Origin of the sequence: Chryseobacterium viscerum (genome assembly GCF_025949665.1) — a bacterium.
GTDB lineage: Bacteria > Bacteroidota > Bacteroidia > Flavobacteriales > Weeksellaceae > Chryseobacterium > Chryseobacterium viscerum_A.
Map to the genome: position 1 here is coordinate 78,356 of NZ_JAPDFT010000004.1, position 17,791 is coordinate 96,146.

Annotated in this window: 16 protein-coding genes; 6 read left to right on the forward strand and 10 right to left on the reverse strand. The window is 36.7% G+C overall.

The genetic code is table 11. From position 1 onward, the window contains the following. Window positions 1–40 precede the first annotated feature (40 nt). The 5 genes from OL225_RS19015 (at window position 41) to OL225_RS19035 (ending at window position 4,306) form a co-directional block, all read left to right on the forward strand. Window positions 41–1,528: a catalase gene (locus tag OL225_RS19015; protein ID WP_047377363.1), complete on the forward strand. Its 1,488-nt coding sequence runs from the start codon at window positions 41–43 to the stop codon at window positions 1,526–1,528. A gap of 105 nt (window positions 1,529–1,633) precedes the next feature. Continuing rightward, window positions 1,634–2,401: an enoyl-CoA hydratase/isomerase family protein gene (locus OL225_RS19020; protein ID WP_034692518.1), complete on the forward strand. Its 768-nt coding sequence runs from the start codon at window positions 1,634–1,636 to the stop codon at window positions 2,399–2,401. Window positions 2,402–2,453: 52 nt separating this feature from the next. Beyond that, window positions 2,454–2,876, forward strand: a complete 423-nt coding sequence (locus OL225_RS19025) for a deoxycytidylate deaminase (RefSeq protein WP_034692520.1) — start codon at window positions 2,454–2,456, stop codon at window positions 2,874–2,876. 6 nt (window positions 2,877–2,882) lie between these two features. Beyond that, the gene (gene xerD, locus OL225_RS19030; protein ID WP_047377362.1) at window positions 2,883–3,797 is read left to right on the forward strand and encodes a site-specific tyrosine recombinase XerD; all 915 of its coding nucleotides are present in this window, start codon (window positions 2,883–2,885) and stop codon (window positions 3,795–3,797) included. Then, a complete protein-coding gene (locus OL225_RS19035) occupies window positions 3,794–4,306 on the forward strand; it encodes an NUDIX hydrolase (RefSeq protein ID WP_047377361.1) in 513 nt (170 codons plus the stop codon). The genes xerD and OL225_RS19035 overlap by 4 nt, the downstream gene beginning before the upstream one ends. A gap of 107 nt (window positions 4,307–4,413) precedes the next feature. Here the strand turns inward: OL225_RS19035 and OL225_RS19040 are convergent, their stop codons facing one another. From OL225_RS19040 to OL225_RS19085, 10 genes are all read right to left on the reverse strand, one after another. Beyond that, a complete protein-coding gene (locus OL225_RS19040; protein WP_185097836.1) occupies window positions 4,414–4,872 on the reverse strand; it encodes a heme-binding domain-containing protein in 459 nt (152 codons plus the stop codon). A 4-nt stretch (window positions 4,873–4,876) separates the two neighbouring features. Continuing rightward, a complete protein-coding gene (locus OL225_RS19045; RefSeq protein WP_264519248.1) occupies window positions 4,877–6,676 on the reverse strand; it encodes an Ig-like domain-containing protein in 1,800 nt (599 codons plus the stop codon). 25 nt (window positions 6,677–6,701) lie between these two features. After that, a complete protein-coding gene (locus OL225_RS19050) occupies window positions 6,702–7,964 on the reverse strand; it encodes a serine hydrolase domain-containing protein (protein WP_264519249.1) in 1,263 nt (420 codons plus the stop codon). A 145-nt stretch (window positions 7,965–8,109) separates the two neighbouring features. Continuing rightward, window positions 8,110–8,466: a hypothetical protein gene (locus OL225_RS19055; RefSeq protein ID WP_264519250.1), complete on the reverse strand. Its 357-nt coding sequence runs from the start codon at window positions 8,464–8,466 to the stop codon at window positions 8,110–8,112. A gap of 97 nt (window positions 8,467–8,563) precedes the next feature. Beyond that, window positions 8,564–9,493 (reverse strand): 2-hydroxyacid dehydrogenase, encoded by a 930-nt coding sequence (locus OL225_RS19060; RefSeq protein ID WP_264519251.1) that lies wholly within the window; start codon window positions 9,491–9,493, stop codon window positions 8,564–8,566. 45 nt (window positions 9,494–9,538) lie between these two features. Then, the gene (locus tag OL225_RS19065; protein WP_319800599.1) at window positions 9,539–9,925 is read right to left on the reverse strand and encodes a GxxExxY protein; all 387 of its coding nucleotides are present in this window, start codon (window positions 9,923–9,925) and stop codon (window positions 9,539–9,541) included. Between the two features lie 77 nt (window positions 9,926–10,002). After that, window positions 10,003–10,545, reverse strand: coding sequence for an acyl-CoA thioesterase (locus OL225_RS19070; RefSeq protein WP_047377356.1), 543 nt, complete (start codon window positions 10,543–10,545; stop codon window positions 10,003–10,005). Continuing rightward, window positions 10,533–11,282, reverse strand: coding sequence for a hypothetical protein (locus OL225_RS19075; RefSeq protein ID WP_047377355.1), 750 nt, complete (start codon window positions 11,280–11,282; stop codon window positions 10,533–10,535). The genes OL225_RS19070 and OL225_RS19075 overlap by 13 nt, the downstream gene beginning before the upstream one ends. Before the next feature lie 204 nt (window positions 11,283–11,486). After that, window positions 11,487–13,604: a TonB-dependent receptor gene (locus tag OL225_RS19080; protein ID WP_264519252.1), complete on the reverse strand. Its 2,118-nt coding sequence runs from the start codon at window positions 13,602–13,604 to the stop codon at window positions 11,487–11,489. Between the two features lie 286 nt (window positions 13,605–13,890). Further along, complete coding sequence (locus OL225_RS19085; protein ID WP_047377353.1) at window positions 13,891–14,661, reverse strand: WG repeat-containing protein; 771 nt, start codon at window positions 14,659–14,661, stop codon at window positions 13,891–13,893. Between the two features lie 287 nt (window positions 14,662–14,948). Between OL225_RS19085 and OL225_RS19090 the strand changes: the two genes are divergently transcribed. Continuing rightward, the gene (locus OL225_RS19090; protein ID WP_047377352.1) at window positions 14,949–17,732 is read left to right on the forward strand and encodes a bifunctional aconitate hydratase 2/2-methylisocitrate dehydratase; all 2,784 of its coding nucleotides are present in this window, start codon (window positions 14,949–14,951) and stop codon (window positions 17,730–17,732) included. Window positions 17,733–17,791 lie beyond the last annotated feature (59 nt).

Here is a 17,791-nt window from a genome sequence, read left to right on the forward strand (position 1 = left end):
TTTAGAAAAAGGAAAAAGAATTATTCAAATCATCAATTATATGGATTCTAAAAAATTAACGTTAAGCAACGGAGCACCTTACTTTGAGCATCAGGATTCACAGACGGTAGGACCAAGAGGCCCGGTATTGCTGCAAGACTTTATTCTTCAGGAAAATCTTGCCCATTTCGTTAGGGAAAGAATTCCTGAAAGAATAGTGCATGCTAAAGGAAGCGGAGCATACGGAATCTTTACCGTAACCCATGATATCAGCCAGTACACAAAAGCAAAGCTATTTTCAAAAGTAGGAAATTCATGCAGAATGTTTGCCCGGTTCTCTACCGTGGGAGGAGAAAAAGGAAGTGCGGATACTGCAAGAGATCCTAGAGGTTTTGCTTTAAAATTTTATACTGAAGACGGAAACTGGGATCTTGTAGGAAATAACACTCCGGTATTCTTTATTAAGGATGCAAAAAAATTTCCGGACTTTATCCATACTCAAAAAAGAGTTCCGAAGACAAACTTAAAAAGTGCTACAATGATGTGGGATTTCTGGAGCTTAAATCCAGAATCACTTCATCAGGTTCTCATATTAATGTCAGACAGAGGAACACCCTACGGATACAGACATATGCATGGATTTGGGTCTCATACTTTCTCCATGATCAATGATAAAAATGAAAGAGTATGGGTAAAATTCCACTTCAAAACCAAACAGGGAGTGAAAAACTTCACTGATGAAGAAGCTGTAAAAATGGCCGGCAAAAATCCGGATTTCGCTCAGGAAGACCTGTGCAATGCTATTGAAAATGGGGACTTTCCGAAATGGACCCTGTACATTCAGGTAATGACTGAAGAGCAGGCAAAAGATTTCAGATGGAATCCTTTTGATGTAACAAAAGTATGGTTCCATGATGATTTTCCTTTGATTGAGGTAGGAGAAATGGAGCTCAATGAAGTTCCTGTTAATTATTTTGCTCATGTTGAACAATCTACTTTTTCACCAAGCAGCCTGATTAACGGAATTAGTTTCTCACCCGACAAAATGCTTCAGGGAAGACTATTCTCTTATCCTGATGCACACCGCTACAGAGTGGGTGTCAATGCACATCAACTGGAGGTGAACCGATGTCCTTTTGCTGTCAATAACTACCAGAGAGATGGCTATATGGCAGATTCAAGCTACTATCAGGATAAACCAAATTACCATCCGAACAGCTTTGATGATATCAAGGCAGATTCTGATTATAAAAACTTTGAGTATGAATTAGACAGTGCTCATGTAGCCAGTTATAACAGAAATGATAACGACAGTGATCATTATACTCAGCCGGGGCTGCTTTATTCAAAAGCAATGAATGCAGAAGACCGAGATCATTTGATCAAAAATATTGTAGGCAGCATGAATGGTATCACCGGACCGAAAAAAGATGAGATTATCAACCGACAGCTATGTCACTTTTTCCGTGCCAACATTGAGCTTGGCATGAAAGTGGCTTCTCAACTAAACGTCAATATTGATGCAAATATGATGAATCATTCCAAATAATCATATTGAATGATAAATTAAAAAAAAGGAAAAAAAAATAATATTTTTTCCTTTTTTTTGTAAAAAATTCATAATTTGCAAAGGATGATATTTTAAAGTGGAAAAATGAGTTACGAGAACATATTATTAAAAAAAGAAGATAAATTATCTATCATTACCATAAACAGACCTGAAAGTTTAAATGCTTTAAATGCAAAAACAATTCAGGAAATCAGTACCGCACTGGATGAGCTTAATGCTGATACTTCCTGCAGGGTAATTATCCTTACTGGAAGTGGAGAAAAATCTTTTGTAGCGGGAGCTGACATCAAGGAATTCAGCGACTTCGGACAGGAAAAGGCTGAAGAACTTGCAAGAAACGGACAAAATACATTGTTCAATAAAATTGAAAATATGTCTAAACCTGTCATTGCAGCCGTAAACGGTTTTGCATTAGGCGGAGGTTTAGAGCTTGCCATGGCATGCCATATCAGATACGCATCGGAAAACGCCAGATTAGGGCTTCCTGAAGTAACTCTTGGATTAATCCCGGGATACGGTGGAACTCAAAGGCTTCCAAAGCTTGTAGGAAAAGGTATTGCCAACGAAATGATCTTCTCTGCCAAAATGATCCCTGCCCAAAAAGCAAAAGAGATCGGCCTGGTCAATGAAGTATATCCTATTGAAGAATTATTAACCAAAACGAAAGAATTAGCAAATACTATTGCCTACAATTCACCAATGGCAATATCCAAGGCTATAAACGCCGTGAATTTATCTGACACGGAGAAAGGTTTTGAAACTGAAATTAAATATTTTGGGGAACTTTTTGAAATGGAAGATAAGAAAGAGGGAGTTACTGCGTTTCTAGAGAAGAGAAAGCCGAACTTCTAAACTTTCTAAAAGATTTTAATCCAAATTATTTCGAAAAAAACAATGCTGTGGTATGAATAAGTTTGATAAAGCTTATCTAAAAATGGCTCAGGAATGGGCAAAACTCTCCTACTGTAAGAGAAAACAGGTGGGAGCTCTTATCGTAAAAGATAGGATGATTATTTCAGATGGTTACAACGGGACTCCTTCGGGATTCGAAAACTGCTGTGAAGATGGAGAGGGAAAAACACACTGGTACGTATTGCATGCGGAAGCCAATGCTATTTTAAAGCTGGCTGCTTCTACTCAATCTGCAAAAGGAGCAACGTTATATCTGACGCTTTCTCCCTGTAAAGAATGCAGTAAGCTGATTCTGCAGGCAGGAATTACGAGACTGGTGTATATTAATGAGTATTCGGATGACGATGGAATATCGTTCCTGAGAAACCATAACATTGAAATAGAACAAATATCGGACTGTGAACTAAAAAAATAAGCACAAATGACTTGGGATGAAAAGATCAAAGATTTTGAAATATTTCTTCGTTTCGAAAGAAATTTTTCAGAAAACACTCTCGACGCCTACGTTCGGGACATTAAGAAATTAAAAGATTATGCAAAAGAAGATCTGGCAAACGTCGGTCCAGATTCTATCGGTTATGAAAACCTGCAGGAATACATTTTCAATCTTTCTAAACAGAAATTCAGTGAGAGATCACAAGCAAGATGGATATCCTCCATCAAAGCCTTTTTCAAATTTCTACTTGAGGATGAATACCGTGAAGACAATCCTGCTGCGTTACTTGAAGGCCCTAAACTGGGATTATATCTTCCTGATACCTTAAGCCTGCCTGATATCAACAAAATTATCGCTGCTATTGAAGTCAATACAGATCTTGGAAAAAGAAACCACTGCATCATAGAGGTACTATATGGGTGCGGACTTCGTGTTTCTGAACTGATTGATCTGAAGATCTCCAATATCAACTTTAAAGAGCAATACATCAAGGTAAACGGAAAAGGAAACAAAACCCGTTTTGTTCCTTTGGCTGATTATACTGCTGATTTGCTGGAAAGTTATATCAAAGAGGTACGTTCTAAAGGTAAGATCAATAAGAAATATGAAGACACTCTGTTTTTAAACAGCCGTGGGACCTCTATGTCCAGAGTGATTGTATTTCTTATTATTAAAGAACTTACAGATAAAGCAGGGGTTAACAAAAAAATATCTCCACACACCTTCAGACATTCATTTGCTACGCATTTACTGCAGAATGGAGCAGATCTCCGTTATATTCAGGAAATGCTGGGACATTCCAGTATTACAACAACGGAAATCTATACGCATCTGAAGACGGAAGAATTAAGGGATGTTATTTTGAGTTATCACCCGAGAAATATTAATATTGCTCAATGAAACTATTGAAATATTGCCCAAGCTGTGGCAAAGAGTCCTTACAATGGGATGGCGAAAAGAAATGGAGCTGTCCGGAATGTGGTTTTACTTTGTACAATAATGTGGCAGGCGCCGTGGCGGTTGTCATCAGATGTGGTAACGAAATTTACCTTACCCGAAGAAACAGAGATCCTAAAAAAGGAAAACTTGATCTTGCCGGAGGATTCGTTGACCCTAAAGAAAGTGCAGAGGAAACCTGTAAAAGAGAACTTTTTGAAGAACTTCAGCTTGACATCGATATTTCTAACCTGAAATACCTTACCAGTCTCCCTAACATCTATCAATACAAGGAAATCGATTATAATACCATCGATCTCTTCTATGAGTATAGTGTTTCGGAAAAATTTGAGGTAAACCTTGAGATCTCGGAGATTTCAGAAGCAGTCTGGATTCCTTTACAGGATTTAAATTTAGAAGATATTGCTTTTGATTCTCAGAAGAGGTTTTTCGAGAATTATTTAAAGAAATAATTTTTGTAATATATATTCTCTCGCAGATTTTGCAGATTCAGCAGATGATTGTGATTTTACAATCTTGCTCAGTTGGCAAAATCTGCGAGAGTTTTTTTGCTATAAATTTAATAGGTTTTAGCCTTAAGCATTTCTTCAAAGTACTGAATCAGCAATGCTCTTTCTGCTTCTGAAAGATTGGCTTCTTTATGATAAACAATATAACCCGGCATTGGCATTGCTTTGCTTTGGATAGTCTGAATAGATTTAGTAATCATATTCTTCTTCAAATCCTTATTATAAGTTTCCCAGGTAGAAAAATTAAGGTGCTCCCGGCCTTCATTTACATGGCTTTTTACAGACCATGATACAGGAGCGATAAAAGCATATTTCGGATAAACTGTTTCATTGGAATGGCAGTCATAACATGCATTTTTAAGCAGCGTTCTGATCTTTTCCGGTGTTTTCCTTGCATCAACGAAGTTTGTGGCAGAATCAACCGGCTTATTGGTCCTGTCAATAGGAAAAAACTGAATCAGGGCAAAACCCACTAATATCCAAAATATGATTTTCTTAGCCATTTTTATCTGCTTATTTTGCCGGAGTTAAAACAGCGTTACCGGATTTAAATTCTTTTTTCAGCGGTTCCTTCGTTGTTGCAGGCGTTTCAGGCTGCGGAGTTTCTGGTACCGGAATAGAGGTTGAAGCTGGCGCTGGAGCAGCAGAAGTTGATTTAGGGCTATCGAGTGTTCTGGTATCCTTCAGGTCCCAATCTTCTCTTGTTTCCCACAATCCTCTTACGATCACTTTTTTATGGAAGATATAGGCATCTTCGGCAAATACATCGTTAGCGAAATCTGCTTCATCCCAGTATTTATTTCCGTTATTATCTACCAGAATTCTTACAATATATTCTGCAGGTCTTAATATATCAAACTTTACCTTATCTCCTTTTATATATTTCTGATAAGCAATTTTGTCCGAAGAATCTATCAGCTGAATCCAGTAATTTGCTTCCGGAGCATTTGAAATAGAGAACTCAACACTTCCAAACTGATCTACTTTAGCAACATCAAAATCAAATCGTTTTGACTGGCTGTTTTTTGCGTAGAATGAAGAGACCGTTTCCTTAGGAACAGTAAGCTCATAGCTTTTTCCCATCACAAAATCCGATTGCACATGGATCTGATAAGGGTTTGTTTCTGAAATTTTAGCTGTAAATGGTATAGTTGTTAAACTGTCACCTTTGATCTTTAACGTCCATTTTGAAGGATCAATTTTATCTACAATATAGTTTGATGCAAGCTTTAAATCTGCTTTTGGTGCGATTGAAGTTCCGTCATTATCGCTCACGACATCCATCGAATTCTTCTTATTATATCTGTAAAATAAAGAAACGTTGTAGACACTATCTTTTTTCATGCCTTTATTATGGGTAAACGTGAGTTTTTCATTTGCTGTCTGCCCTACATCATCTTTTACCGCATCAAACCAGATTCTGACAGAGTCGGATTTTGGGTTATGCGTTATTTTGATATCTTTTATTTTCTCATTCAGTGACTGAACCTTTACTTCATCAGGATTACCTTCAAATGTCATTAAAGCTCCTCCTGCGATTTCTTTCATTTCCACATATTTCACTGCTTTTTTGGAAGGATATACTTTTAAATTCAATCCTGAAATAGATTTCTCTACATTTATTGGATCTTTCTGGAACCCAACCTTTTCTTTTCCGGGGTCATACATAGAATTTCCATTCTCGTCGTCAAAAGCAATAATTTTATATTTTCCAGGGGTCAGATAATTCAATTCATAATATCCATCTTCATCTACCTTTGTAATATAGTAAGGTTTTTTCTTATAATCCATGGTATCTTTTACCTGATACAAACCAACCACAAGCTTATTTTCCGTTGTTGTTCCTGTCTTCTTTTTAATATCCATTGCATCTTTTACCTCGCCACTGATGTAAAGATCATCCAGTTTATCTCCCGTAGAAAAAGCAAAATTAAAATACCTCAGTATATTCGATTCGTTATTGTCTACAATAGAGTTTCCGAAATTGAAATTATAAGTTGTATTGGCCTGAAGTGTATCCGTCCATTGGATCAGCACAAATTTGTTGGCAATATTTGAAGGAAGAATCCTTGTTATCCCTTTAATAGGAGGTGAAATAATCAGGTTCTTATTGATGTCCTTCAATGTCACATATTCATCAAAATCCAGACGGAGCTCGTGAATATCTTTTTTGACATTAATTCTTGTAGTATCAATATTTGAACTTAAAAACCTTGGTGCTAGAGTATCTTTAGGCCCCCCAACAGGAGATCCCACTCTTGCACAAGAATGTACAAGAAAACAGATAATAAATAATAAAAGAAACCTTTTCATGAAAATGTTTAAGCAAAAATAAACATTATTCTCCAAAAACTTCCTGTCCGGAATTTAAAGTATCTTTATTGTCATGCATAACGGTGTGCAGCTTCTCCTTCTGTAAAGGAAAATCCTCGAATAATCCGGATAACGCAAGGGCTGTGTATACTTTGTTTGAATATTTGTTTCCAATAGCTACGATGGTCACTTTAGATTTTAAAAGGTGGGCGAATACAGAGTTTGTACCATGCCACCAGCCATTGTGATACGTCAGTTTTTCACCGTTATCAAAGATTTTCATCCTGAATCCTAATCCATAATTATTCATTCCTGCCTTTTCATTGCTGTAAGGGGCGAAAACCATCTCCATCAGTTCCGGTTTCAGAAAGTTTTTTGAAAACATTGCTTTTGAGAAATTGTACAAATCTCTTGGAGTAGTGTATACATTTTTGTCACCATAAATAAGATCCAGCCTGTCTAAAGGATACAATTTATTTCCTCCATAATAGAAAGACTGTGAAGCTGTAGGAATATCTTTTTCCTGAAAGATATACGTGTGGTTCATTTTCAACGGAGTGAAAATCATTTCTTTCATCGCCTGTGGGAAGGGAGTTTTTGTAACTTTTTCAACCAATAAAGCCAATAGAGCAAAATTGGTATTACAGTACATAAACCCAGTATCGGTATCTCTTGCCAGATCAGGTTTGTATTTGATAATCATATTCAATACATCCTGATTCGTAATAAACGGTTTGGAAAGTTCTGCCGGAGCAGGCTGTATTTTGGTAATAAAATATTCGTATTTCGGAAGACCGCTTCTTTGATCCAATAAAGTCTGAACGGTAACATTCGGATATGGAAACCCCGGAAAAAATTGGGTAAGATGATCTGTAAGTTTTATTTTTCCCGCCTCAATAAGTTTCATCATTGCCATTGCTGTTAATGTTTTTGAAACCGAAGCTACATGCAAAGGTGTATTTTTATCAATCGGCATCTGATTGCCTTCTCTTCCAAAACCTCTGTAGTTTTCGTAAAGAATTTCATCTCCTTTAGCAACCAGAATTCCGCCGCTAAGATCTCCTCCGTCCCATATTTTTTTGTAGTACTGGTCTATATAGCTTACTGTTGTCTGCCTGTTCAGAAGCTGTCCATCACCTTTAGTGAAAACATCTCCAAGATCTACGTTTCCATAGTTAGGAAGATTGGTCGTATTTTCCGCTGAAGTCTCTTTGGCTTCAGTCTTTTTTTTACAAGAAAATATTGATAAAAGAACAGTTAGGATAAGTACAAAATTACGCTTCGTCATGAGATTCAAAATGAGCGGCAATTTAATAAAACTCAAAAATAAATAATAAATAAGAGAGGGATATTATGAATTATTTAACATAAATGAGAGAAAAAATCGCGAATAGGCAAAATGACCACGATTACCAGAAACGCAAATTTGTTTTCTAAATAGGAGGACCTGCCTGCCCTATAACTCTTCCTCCAAATGTGATGATACTATAAAGATTCAAAATTGCTATCCGGAGTTCATCCTGATTACAATAATAATGATCAATTGTACCGTATTCTGTATACTCTGAAATATTAAATCCTTCTTCAATATCATTATAATAGATAACTCTTCTTCCCATTAATCCTACTACCCAAAAGCCGCCGCCTTCCTGCCCGTAATCTTCTTCATACCATTTCTCAGGATCTATTTTGATTAAATCCCAGAAGTTTAAAAGATTACCATTTAACTCTTTTTCTGTTGAGAAAATAATTTCTAAGATTTCTTCAATAGGTATTGGTGTCCAGATCATGATTACATCGTTTTACTTGTTTGAAAATCTATGAAAAAGCGAGTTCACTTTTTTGCAAACCCGCCTTTTTAGCTTTTTATTTTCTTCGTTTATTAGCCTAACAATGTGAAGCTATAATTTTATCTACAATAAACTGGGCCAGTTTTTCTTTACTCTGATGGGTCCATCCGGCAATATGCGGTGTAACAATTGCTTTTTCAGATTCAAGAAGGTATTTTAAATCTTCATTTTCTGTTTCAATATGCTCAAAAGAAGACTTTTCATACTCCAATACATCCAGACAGGCACCTTTTACCTTTCCTGACTTCAATGCTTCTACTAAACTTTTAGTTTTTACATTTTTCCCTCTTGCCGTATTAACAAAATAGAAGTTGTTTTTCATCTTTGCGATGAAATTTTCGTCAATAAGATAATGCGTTTCCGAAGTCAAAGGAATATGTAAGCTTAAAACCTCTGCAGACTGTTTCAATTCTTCCAGTGAAACCTGCGTTGCATATTCATCCGAAAGATCAGGGAGTATATCATGGAAAATCACCTTACATCCGAATCCTGAAAGCCTTTTAGCAGTAGCCTTCCCCATATTTCCATATCCGATAAGCCCCACAGTTTTTCCCAGCAATTCATCTCCTCTGTTTTCTTCACGTTTCCAGATCCCGTTTTTTACTTCCTGAGAAGCAATAAAAAGTCTGTTCATAATCACAAGCAGCATTCCTACCACATGCTCTGCTACAGAGTCTCTGTTTCCTTCCGGAGAATTGATCAGCTGGATTCCCAGCTTTTCAGCAACAGGAATATCTATATTTTCCATTCCAGCTCCTACTCTTGCAATAAATTTCAGATTCTTACCTTTTTCCAGAAAGCTTTTGTCTAACGGAATACGACTTCTGATAATAATCCCGTCGTAATTTCCAATTTTATCACAAACCTCATCATAAGACGATGTAAAATCCTCTTCCAATATAAAATTCTGAGCCAAAAGCTGTTCAGTGATAAGAGGATGATTTTTATCTAAAAGAAGTATTTTCATAGTTTAAACACAAATGACACTAATTTATTTCACAAATAGCACAAATTACAAAGCACCGTTAATCACTCTCTTAACTCCATTTTTAAACTGAAGTGTATTGAAATTGATTAACATACCAAGCTTACAATTACTTAAACGAAGGTAAGTGAGTATCTGTGCCAGATGAATATCATGCAATGATTCTACAGATTTTATTTCCAGTACAAATTTTCTCTCAATCAAAAAGTCAAGTCTATAGCCAACATCCATTTTAATTTCATCATAAACTAATGGCATCGGTTTTTGTCTCTCTACAAGAATATCATGTTTATTTAATTCATAAAACAGGCATTCTTCATAAGCACTTTCCAAAAGTCCTGGTCCCAGAGACTTATGAACTATATACCCTGCTTCATAAACAATTTTTGATATATCATTTTCTGAAATATCCATTTTGATTATTTTTTTTCATCTGGCTGAGCACAAACCATTTGTGAAAATTTGTGCCAACCATTTGTGTTTTTTGTGTTTTATTTCTTGTCTTTCTTAGGCTCCTGTGGTTCCTGGAATAACTTTTTAAGTTCTACAGATTCCAGAGGTTTCATTCTTCCGGAAAGAATTAATGAAAGTTCTTTTCTACGGAATGCTGCAGCAAATCTTTCTTTCTCTTCTTCTGTTTCAGGAATCATTTCCGGAATAGGAATCGGACGGTTGAATTCATCTACAGCAACAAAGGTATAAATACCGGCATTGGTGTGAATTTTCTTCTGATTGATAGGGTCATCCAACCATACATCCACATATACTTCCATAGAAGTAGAGAATGCTCTGGAAACTTTAGATTCCAATACCACTACTCCGCCTTCCGGAATCGGATGATTGAAAGATACGTGGTTTACAGAAGCTGTTACTACTCTTCTTTCGCAGTGTCTTGCTGCAGAAATAGACGCACAACGGTCCATTTTCGCTAAAAGTTCACCTCCAAAAAGATTTCTTAAAGAATTGGTTTCGTTCGGAAGAACGATATTGGTCATAATGGTCAGAGATTCTGACGCTTTTTTTATTTTTGCCATCTAGTCTTAGTGTTGTTTGGAACGGCCGGAGCTTGTTTTACTCCTTTTCCGACAGGTTTTAATGAATCTTTTTTCAAAGAATCTGAAACGGATGTTTCCGGGGTGTGTACCATCACCTTAATTGTATCTTTTACAATTCTGTGGGTAGAGGTCTGTACAGAAACCTTATTGAAAGACTTCTTACCAAAAAGAAGTTCCTGCTGGGTAAATGCAAGGTATAAAATCCCCAAAACCGGAATAATCAAAAGAAAGGCCCAGAGAATAGTCTTTCTGAATTTAAAATCTTTTTCGCGATTAACTGAAGGGTTAACCTTTTCTCCATTATTGATATCTGAAAATCTGATCTCTTCCAGTCCATAAAAGTCCGGACGTCCTGATTCTATTCTTTTGCCTTTGAAGTGGGTATGTCCTTCTTCAATGAAGACTGTTCCAAGGTTTTGAATTTCAAGAACCTGTTCGGCCTGAAGTTTCTTCTTCCAAAAATCTGTCTGGATCTTCAGATCACTTCTTGAAGCTTCTAAGGACATCTGCTTCTGTCCTGCAATAAAAGCAGTAAGATCTTCAGCCTGCACCTCGTAGTCTATTGTAAATTCAATCTGACTGGCTGGAGGTAAGATGCTCCCGTTTTCGGAATTGATAATTGCCTTAGAATTTTTCAGTGAAAACACCCCAAAGCCTGGAACCGTGGCAGTTCCAAATTGTTTTAAGTATTCTAAAATGTATGCTGAAATATTCATTTGGCAGCAAATTTATAACTTTTTCATGACTTTTTAAGATATTTAACCTATATAAAAAAAGACTGCCAAAACAGTCTTTTGCTTATTCTGTATCAAAACAGGAATACGGGTATTTAAACTTCTTTTTTTAAGCTTAACAATTATAATGAAATGAGTAAAAGGGCAGAATTACAAATTCACTTATTTGCTTCCCTAACCTTCTCATTATTGAATCTTCCAGCTCACTCCAAACATAAAGTTGGTTCCTGCCTGTGAAAAATAATACGGCTGTCCTTCATAAACAGATCCGTTGTTGACATATTTTTTGTTGAACAGGTTATTCACCAATAGTTTTAATGCAACTTCATTATTAGCAATTTTAAACTGATACTGAGCATTGAAATCTGTCAGGAAATAATCTTTAAGCTGCAGGTTCGCATCTTCCGTATTGTCCAGGTATTGTTTTCCTACATATTGATTCATTAAAGCAAACTGAAAGTTCTTTGTAGGATTAAATTTCAGTCCTAAATTGGCAATCACGTTCGGGGAGAATGAAATCTGTGTATTTCCAAGGCTTTTGGGAACATCTCCATTCTGAATATTGAAATCCTGGTTTCTGCTCTGGCTTAAGGTTACATTTCCTGAAACTTCCCATTGTTTGGATAATTTTGCCAAAGCACCAAGTTCCACTCCTCTTCTGTAGCTCTTCCCGGAATTGGTTCTGATGAATGCTCCTACATTATTAAGTTCTCCATTCAAAACCAATTGGTTCACATAATACATATAATAAACATTGGCAGTAAATGATACGATCCCGAACTGTTTTTCAAAACCAGCTTCAATATCGTGAAGTTTTTCAGCTTTCACATCGTTATTTGCCATCAGATCATCTCTGTTCGGTTCACGGTGGGCATGAGCATATGACAGGAATACTTTACCACCTTCAATTCTGTAATTTACTCCGGCTTTTGGATTAAAAAATAGCCAGTTTTTGCTTAAATCTGCACCTTCGCCATCACCAGCCATCAGGATTTTGGTATTGTAATTTATTTTTCTGAGCTGTAAATCACCAAAAAACTCAAAGTTATCTACCCTGAACAAAGCTTTTGCAAAGCCCGATACTTCATTCTTTATCGAGCGGCTTCTGTAGTACTCACTTTCATCAATCTGAGGAAAAAATACACCAGTAACATTTCCGTAGTGTCTGCCGTAATATTGGTTGGCTACTACCCCAACGTTCAAATCTAAGTTTTCAAACTTCCCATAAAGCGTTGAAACCATTCCATAGAAATCATTATTCAGCCATTTTTTTCTGATGAAATCTGAAGATTTTATAATTTGTCCACCTTCTGTTATATCCGGCAGATTATATCTTGAAAAAGGATCTCCCTGCTTATAGTTTTCATAATATCCTTTTCCTTTGGTATAGTGAAAAGTAGTTTCAAGATTCCATCGGTCACTGAATTTCTGCTCCCAAAGCAGCTGATAGTGGTTCTGTCTGTAATTGTCTGTTTCGTTGTTATAGAAACTTACGATATTCTCCCAATTGGCATCATAAATTGCTCCTGAAACATTAAACTTAGGATCCGTTTCCCACGTTTTACGATCAATACCGTTCCATGCCTGATACGTTTTCTCTTTTCCACCAAAAGCCATTAAGCGTAACTTGGTATTCCCTTCTTCAAATAAGGCCGTAAAATTATAGGAATGTAAGTTTGATGAAGCCCTGTCAATATATCCGTCAGAGTGAATATGAGTATATCTTCCCATTACGGAAAGACGGTTTTTCCAGAACTTACCGGAACCTATCTCAGCAGAATATTTATAGGTATTAAATGAGCCATAGCTGTCATCTGTTTTAAAATAAAATTTGTCTTCAGGATCTTTAGAAATCACATTGATACTTGCTCCGAAGGCTGAAACACCATTATTGGAAGTTCCCACCCCTCTTTGAATGACAATCTGTGAAGCAGAACTTGTTAAATCCGGAACATTGACAAAAAATGTTCCCTGGCTTTCAGAATCATTGTATGGAACCCCATTCATCATTACATTAATCCCGCTTCCTGAAACTCCACGGATTCTAAAGCCGGTGTATCCTACCCCATTTCCCGCATCTGAAGTAGAAATAATAGAGGTTTGATTTTTTAAAAGAATAGGAAGATCCTGTCCTAAATTTTTCCCGTCTAAATCTTTCTGTACATTGATGATTTCCTTCGCTACCGGAAGTCTTTTGGTAAAATTGACCGCTTCAATTTCTCTGATTTTCAGAGAATCTTTATTTTGGGCCTGCATAAAAGCCACAGAGGCTACACTAAGCCCTAAAAAAAATAATCCTTTCATTCTATAAATCTTTGACATTTAATGAATAAAAGGGGATCGATAAGATATTATACAATTCAGCGCCTGATGAAGACGCATCCCTAAACAGCATTACCTGTTCCAGGTTCATTGGGTATAATCTCAGCCTGTTAAAGCACCCCTTTATTTCAGCCGCAAAATTACAAAAAATATATGAATTGAGATTCGGGGTGCGAGGTGCGGGGTTTTGAGTTATGGGATAGAAAAAAGTAGAATGGAAAATAGGAGTTATCGGATGAATCATTCATCATTCATAATTTATAATTCTTTAGTAGGTTTTATTATCCGCATCAACATAATAGTAACTTTTTCCATCTTTGGAGACTTCAAACATCTTCCCCAGCTTCCAGCTGAAGTTTCTTTTAATATTAGCGTACTCAAAGGGAATAATAATCTTATTGTTAACATCAATAACTCCAAATTTATCATTATTGGAAGCAACAATCATTGGATTGGCTACATCATCTCCTTCCATAATGTACAAATACTGATATTGAGGATAAATCTGGAACTGCCTGTAATCTGCGGCATTGACAAATTTTGATTTTTCTATGATTCCGTAAAAGCCGTTCATAGTATAAGCCTGAAACAGCTGCTGCTTGTACTCTTCAAATTTACATTTTCCAAAATCTGCATCTTTGAATTGGTATACCCTCTTCCCAGACTGGTCTATCCTGTAAGAAATCATATCTTTTTCTACTGTAGCATAGTTTTTTGTTCCAAATTTCCTGACTTTTTCATTAGGCGAATTCAAAAGATTACAGTCTTCATAAAAAAATACGGCAATATGATATTCCGGCTGAATTATAAATTTTCCATTCTGGTTGACATACCCGAAATGATCTCCTTTCTTCTTAGGAATCAAAACCGGAAGATCTTTATTGATTACTACTAAATCAGGATTAGGCTTATTGGCTGCAGGCCCTTTATTAACTGTAGTTTTCACACCTTTCTTCGTCGTTATTTTCTTCACAGATTTAGTCTGTGAAAAAACAAAAACCGAAGTAAAAATACATAAAACGTTAAGGATATTTTTCATATTCGCCATATGTCTACAAAAATATGACCAAAAATAGATATTATAAAATTCATATTTATAAAGAATCTAAATAATTTCGTTTCTATAAAATATTAAAAATTCGTAATTTTGGGAACATTTTGAATTGTTTGATAATTTTAAAAAACTTTTAAAAAAGTGTAGATTATGCTGACTTTATTCGGTTAATGTTGCATCAAAATGCGAGAACTCAAAATGTCATTAACTGTATTTGTACAGACCGGTAAAGAAGAAGCAGGCCTACCTTTAATGTTGAAAGACCTTCTATTATGAATATTTATAAGGATTACATCAAAGAGATTGAAGAAAGAAAAACCCAGGGGCTTCATCCAAAGCCAATTGACAGTGCTGAATTACTAAGCGAAATCATTACACAGATTAAAGATTCAGGTAATGCAGACCGATCGGATTCTCTTAAATTTTTCATTTATAACACGCTACCCGGAACTACAAGTGCAGCGGGAGTGAAAGCAAAATTTTTAAAAGAAATTATTCTGGGTGAATCCATAGTAGAAGAAATTTCTCAGGCATATGCTTTTGAACTATTATCTCACATGAAAGGTGGACCTTCTATTGAAGTATTGCTTGATCTTGCTTTAGGTAATGACACTGCTATTGCTAAAGAAGCTGCTGCTGTTCTTAAAACACAGGTTTTTCTTTATGAGGCGGATACTAACCGTCTGAAAGAAGCTTTCAACAGCGGTAACGAAATTGCACAAGAAATCATCGAAAGCTATGCAAAAGCTGAATTCTTTACGAAGCTGCCGGAAGTTGCTGAAGAAATTAAAGTAGTAACATTCATTGCTGGTGAAGGAGATATCTCTACAGATTTACTTTCTCCGGGTAATCAGGCACACTCAAGATCAGACCGTGAACTTCATGGTAAATGTATGATCACTCCTCAGGCTCAGGAAGAAATTAAAGCTTTGCAGGCACAACATCCTGATGCAAGCGTTATGCTTATCGCTGAAAAAGGGACAATGGGTGTAGGTTCATCAAGAATGTCAGGAGTAAATAACGTTGCTCTTTGGACAGGAAAACAAGCCAGCCCATATGTACCATTCGTAAACATCGCTCCAATTGTAGGGGGAACAAACGGTATTTCTCCTATCTTCCTTACAACAGTTGACGTTACCGGAGGTATTGGTGTTGACCTTAAAAACTGGGTAAAGAAAGTTGACGAAAACGGTAACCCAATTCGTAACGCAAATGGAGACATCGTTCTTGAAGAGGCATATTCAGTAGCAACAGGAACTGTTCTAACAATCAATACAAAAGAAAAGAAATTATATAACGGCGATAAAGAACTTATCGACCTTACCAAATCTTTCACTCCGCAAAAGATGGAATTCATCAAAGCGGGCGGATCTTACGCTATCGTATTTGGTAAAAAACTACAGACATTTGCAGCTCAGCTTTTAGGAGTTGAAGCACCTGCTGTTTTTGCTCCGTCAAAAGAAATCTCTCACGAAGGACAAGGACTTACTGCTGTAGAAAAGATTTTCAACAGAAATGCTGTTGGAACTACTCCTGGAAAAGTATTACACGCTGGTTCAGACGTTCGTGTACAGGTAAATATTGTTGGATCTCAGGATACGACAGGTCTTATGACTTCTCAGGAACTTGAATCCATGGCAGCAACGGTGATTTCTCCAATTGTTGATGGTGCTTACCAGTCAGGATGTCATACCGCTTCAGTTTGGGACAAAAAAGCTCAGGCTAACATTCCGAAGCTAATGAAATTCATGAACGAGTTCGGTCTTATTACAGCCCGTGACCCGAAAGGTGAATACCACGCAATGACTGACGTTATCCACAAGGTTCTTAACGACATCACTGTAGATGAGTGGGCAATCATCATTGGAGGTGACTCTCACACAAGAATGTCTAAAGGAGTAGCTTTCGGAGCTGACTCAGGAACTGTTGCTCTTGCATTAGCTACAGGTGAAGCATCAATGCCAATCCCGGAATCTGTAAAAGTAACATTCAAAGGAAACATGAAAGAACACATGGATTTCCGTGATGTGGTTCATGCAACTCAGGCTCAGATGCTGAAGCAGTTTGGAGGAGAAAACGTATTCCAGGGTAGAATCATTGAGGTTCACATCGGAACACTTCCTGCTGACCAGGCCTTTACCTTTACAGACTGGACTGCTGAAATGAAAGCAAAAGCTTCTATCAACATTTCTGAAGACAATACCTTGATTGAATCACTGGAAATTGCAAAAGGCAGAATCCAGATCATGATTGACAAGGGTATGGATAACCATAATAAAGTTCTTCAGGGCCTAATTGACAAAGCAAACAAGAGAATTGCAGAGATCAGATCAGGAGAAAAGCCTGCTTTAACTCCGGATTCAAACGCTAAATATTACGCTGAAGTAGTAGTAGATCTTGACGTAATTGTTGAACCAATGATTGCTGACCCGGATGTAAACAACGACGATGTATCTAAAAGATATACTCACGACACCATCAGAGATCTTTCTTATTATGGAGGTGAGAAAAAAGTAGACCTTGGTTTCGTAGGATCTTGTATGGTTCACAAAGGAGACCTTAAGATTGTTTCTCAGATGCTTAGAAACATTGAAAAACAACAAGGAAAGGTAGAATTTAGTGCTCCTCTTGTAGTAGCAGCTCCTACTTACAACATTATTGATGAATTAAAGGCAGAAGGAGACTGGGAATTACTAGAAAAATATTCAGCTTTTGAATTTGATGATAATGCTCCAAAAGGAGAAGCTCGTGTTGAATATAAAAACGTAATGTATCTGGAGCGTCCTGGATGTAACCTTTGTATGGGTAACCAGGAAAAAGCAGCTAAAGGAGATACTGTTTTAGCTACTTCTACCCGTCTTTTCCAGGGAAGAGTAGTGGAAGATTCTGAACGTAAAAAAGGAGAATCTCTTCTTGCTTCAACTCCGGTTGTTGTTCTTTCTGCGATTATCGGAAGAATTCCTAGCATTGATGAGTATAAAGCTGCAGTTGAAGGGATTGACCTTACCACTTTTGTACCTTCTATTAAAGAATTGACTAGCACAAGTGCTCACTAAGAGATTAATGAATTAGTCGTAAGACTATTAGAAATTATATAATTGGAAGATTTTGATCC

Bases quoted from the DNA above. Each gene is read 5' to 3' on its own strand.
- xerD (WP_047377362.1), top strand. From the start codon at position 2,883: ATGACTTGGGATGAAAAGATCAAAGATTTTGAAATATTTCTTCGTTTC.
- OL225_RS19070 (WP_047377356.1), bottom strand. From the start codon at position 10,545: ATGGCAAAAATAAAAAAAGCGTCAGAATCTCTGACCATTATGACCAAT.
- OL225_RS19015 (WP_047377363.1), top strand. From the start codon at position 41: ATGGATTCTAAAAAATTAACGTTAAGCAACGGAGCACCTTACTTTGAG.
- OL225_RS19035 (WP_047377361.1), top strand. From the start codon at position 3,794: ATGAAACTATTGAAATATTGCCCAAGCTGTGGCAAAGAGTCCTTACAA.
- OL225_RS19020 (WP_034692518.1), top strand. From the start codon at position 1,634: ATGAGTTACGAGAACATATTATTAAAAAAAGAAGATAAATTATCTATC.
- OL225_RS19050 (WP_264519249.1), bottom strand. From the start codon at position 7,964: ATGACGAAGCGTAATTTTGTACTTATCCTAACTGTTCTTTTATCAATA.
- OL225_RS19065 (WP_319800599.1), bottom strand. From the start codon at position 9,925: ATGGATATTTCAGAAAATGATATATCAAAAATTGTTTATGAAGCAGGG.
- OL225_RS19085 (WP_047377353.1), bottom strand. From the start codon at position 14,661: ATGAAAAATATCCTTAACGTTTTATGTATTTTTACTTCGGTTTTTGTT.
- OL225_RS19045 (WP_264519248.1), bottom strand. From the start codon at position 6,676: ATGAAAAGGTTTCTTTTATTATTTATTATCTGTTTTCTTGTACATTCT.
- OL225_RS19090 (WP_047377352.1), top strand. From the start codon at position 14,949: ATGAATATTTATAAGGATTACATCAAAGAGATTGAAGAAAGAAAAACC.
- OL225_RS19025 (WP_034692520.1), top strand. From the start codon at position 2,454: ATGAATAAGTTTGATAAAGCTTATCTAAAAATGGCTCAGGAATGGGCA.
- OL225_RS19055 (WP_264519250.1), bottom strand. From the start codon at position 8,466: ATGATCTGGACACCAATACCTATTGAAGAAATCTTAGAAATTATTTTC.
- OL225_RS19075 (WP_047377355.1), bottom strand. From the start codon at position 11,282: ATGAATATTTCAGCATACATTTTAGAATACTTAAAACAATTTGGAACT.
- OL225_RS19080 (WP_264519252.1), bottom strand. From the start codon at position 13,604: ATGAAAGGATTATTTTTTTTAGGGCTTAGTGTAGCCTCTGTGGCTTTT.
- OL225_RS19060 (WP_264519251.1), bottom strand. From the start codon at position 9,493: ATGAAAATACTTCTTTTAGATAAAAATCATCCTCTTATCACTGAACAG.